Source organism: Ruoffia sp. FAM 26255, assembly GCF_045528525.1.
In the GTDB taxonomy this organism is placed as follows: Bacteria; Bacillota; Bacilli; order Lactobacillales; family Aerococcaceae; genus Ruoffia; species Ruoffia tabacinasalis.
This window is the reverse complement of record NZ_JBGQQX010000114.1, coordinates 1-1,697: the sequence shown is the minus strand read 5'-3', so window position 1 is coordinate 1,697 and position 1,697 is coordinate 1. Positions and strand designations below refer to the sequence as shown.

Genomic DNA, 1,697 nt, shown 5'->3' with positions numbered 1-1,697 from the left:
AAAAATCGAATCTCGATAAAAATGTTCTGTAAAATCTCAAAAAACATATAAATTTTAGAACCAAAGCAAAATTACGACAAAAAATGTATTTTTAATCGAAAAATTTAGAAGTATGAATTATTCAGGATTAATATCTTATTTTCTAATATCGTATCTTTTATATAATCGAACATCAGAATTCTCCTTAATTAAATATAATTTATTTAATTATTTTTATCGTTAACAATACTATAAGTCACACTTTGTTAGAAGTATTTATTAAGATTTTTATTTTAAAGTGTTAATTGGAATTGAATTAGGACCATATGATCCCGGTCTCAATTCACCTAAATAGTAATATTTCAAACCAGACCATGTCAATTGTGTGTGTGTGTGATAAATATATCCTGAACATTGAACTCCATTTTTTACAGCTGTAACCCAAATTGCGTCACCATTGTAGTAATCATATATTCTAACTTCTTGATATAAACCCATAGCAGATACATTACTGTCATAAAAAGTAGCATTGTTAATATTATAATTTGGTAACACAAAATTTAATGATAAAAAACATAGTGTTATTAAGATTTTCTTTTTCATTATTTTACTCCTTTTAAAATATATAATTTTTAAGTATAATTGTTAATGTATACTTTTGAATTTTCCTTCTATTTCAAAATTCAAATATCATCATTGAATCGTATAACAATGATAACTAAATAACAATAAACCTGTAACAGTTATACTAATGTGGAATCAATAAAACTTTATTCCTCAATATTACTCATTCTGGGAGCACTATTACTTCGTCATCATCAGTAGGTATAAATTGGCCATTTTGAAACCCATCAACAGAAATTAAACACACTAAAATCAGACAAATAAGCTTTAACGCCTTACTTTTAATACTTACACCTCCTTGAGTTTTAACAACTTTATAGTATCATGCAACCATTTTATGATTTTAATAATTTAATTTTACTTTAATTTATTTGGGAAGGATAAATTCATATGCAATCATTAGGACCAATTTTCAGAAATTTACGATTAGAAAAACAATTAACTTTAAAAGATACTGCCAAAGGTATTGTTTCACAACCATTTCTTTCAAATTTTGAAACTGGTAAATCTGGCATTTCAGCTGATAAATTATTTGCTTTACTTCAAAGGTTAAAGGTAAGCCCTGAAGAGTTTTATAGATTAGCTTCATTTTACAATTCTGTTTCAATATATGAGTTTTTAAATAGCTTAGCCCCTGGATTAGTAAATGAAGATATTTACTTTTTGAATAAAAAATTAGAAGAATTAAACGAAAAAAAAGAGAATTTCGACAGCATATTTTATACTCATTTTAGAATATTTATTGAACAATCTATAAATTTATATAGTAATACACCATTGAACACATCTGAAATCAATGTTATTAGCCAATATCTCCTATATAATGACAATTGGGGTAATTATGAAATACATCTTTATGCTAATTTCATTAAATTCATACCTTTAAAAATAAATAAAATTTTAATAAAAAAATCTAAGAAATCTGCTAGCCAATATGTTGGAAAAGAAAATTATAAAAATTCAGTAGTTTTAATATTTTGATTTGTCAAATTAAGCTAGACAAAACTGCTTCATCTAAGTAACTCAAAAATACTTCCAACGGTGTTCGGTAGTGTAAGGATTTCCGTGGAATCGTGTTCCGTTTGTGTGCAATC

General features: G+C 25.5%; 2 protein-coding genes and 1 pseudogene. 1 reads left to right on the top strand and 2 read right to left on the bottom strand.

Annotated features, from left to right (window positions below; all coding sequences use genetic code 11):
• Positions 1-267: 267 nt before the first annotated feature.
• Positions 268-582: a hypothetical protein gene (locus ACEN31_RS11480; protein ID WP_407109474.1), complete on the bottom strand. Its 315-nt coding sequence runs from the start codon at positions 580-582 to the stop codon at positions 268-270.
• A 411-nt stretch (positions 583-993) separates the two neighbouring features.
• On the opposite strand from ACEN31_RS11480, the gene ACEN31_RS11475 reads away from it, so the two are divergent.
• Positions 994-1,584: a helix-turn-helix domain-containing protein gene (locus tag ACEN31_RS11475; RefSeq protein ID WP_407109473.1), complete on the top strand. Its 591-nt coding sequence runs from the start codon at positions 994-996 to the stop codon at positions 1,582-1,584.
• A 4-nt stretch (positions 1,585-1,588) separates the two neighbouring features.
• On the opposite strand, the pseudogene ACEN31_RS11470 reads toward ACEN31_RS11475, so the two are convergent.
• A pseudogene (locus ACEN31_RS11470) lies at positions 1,589-1,697 on the bottom strand (IS30 family transposase); the annotation flags it as partial.

Excerpts from the sequence above, each read along its gene's own strand:
- ACEN31_RS11475 (WP_407109473.1), top strand. The coding sequence starts at position 994 with ATGCAATCATTAGGACCAATTTTCAGAAATTTACGATTAGAAAAACAA.
- ACEN31_RS11480 (WP_407109474.1), bottom strand. The coding sequence starts at position 582 with ATGAAAAAGAAAATCTTAATAACACTATGTTTTTTATCATTAAATTTT.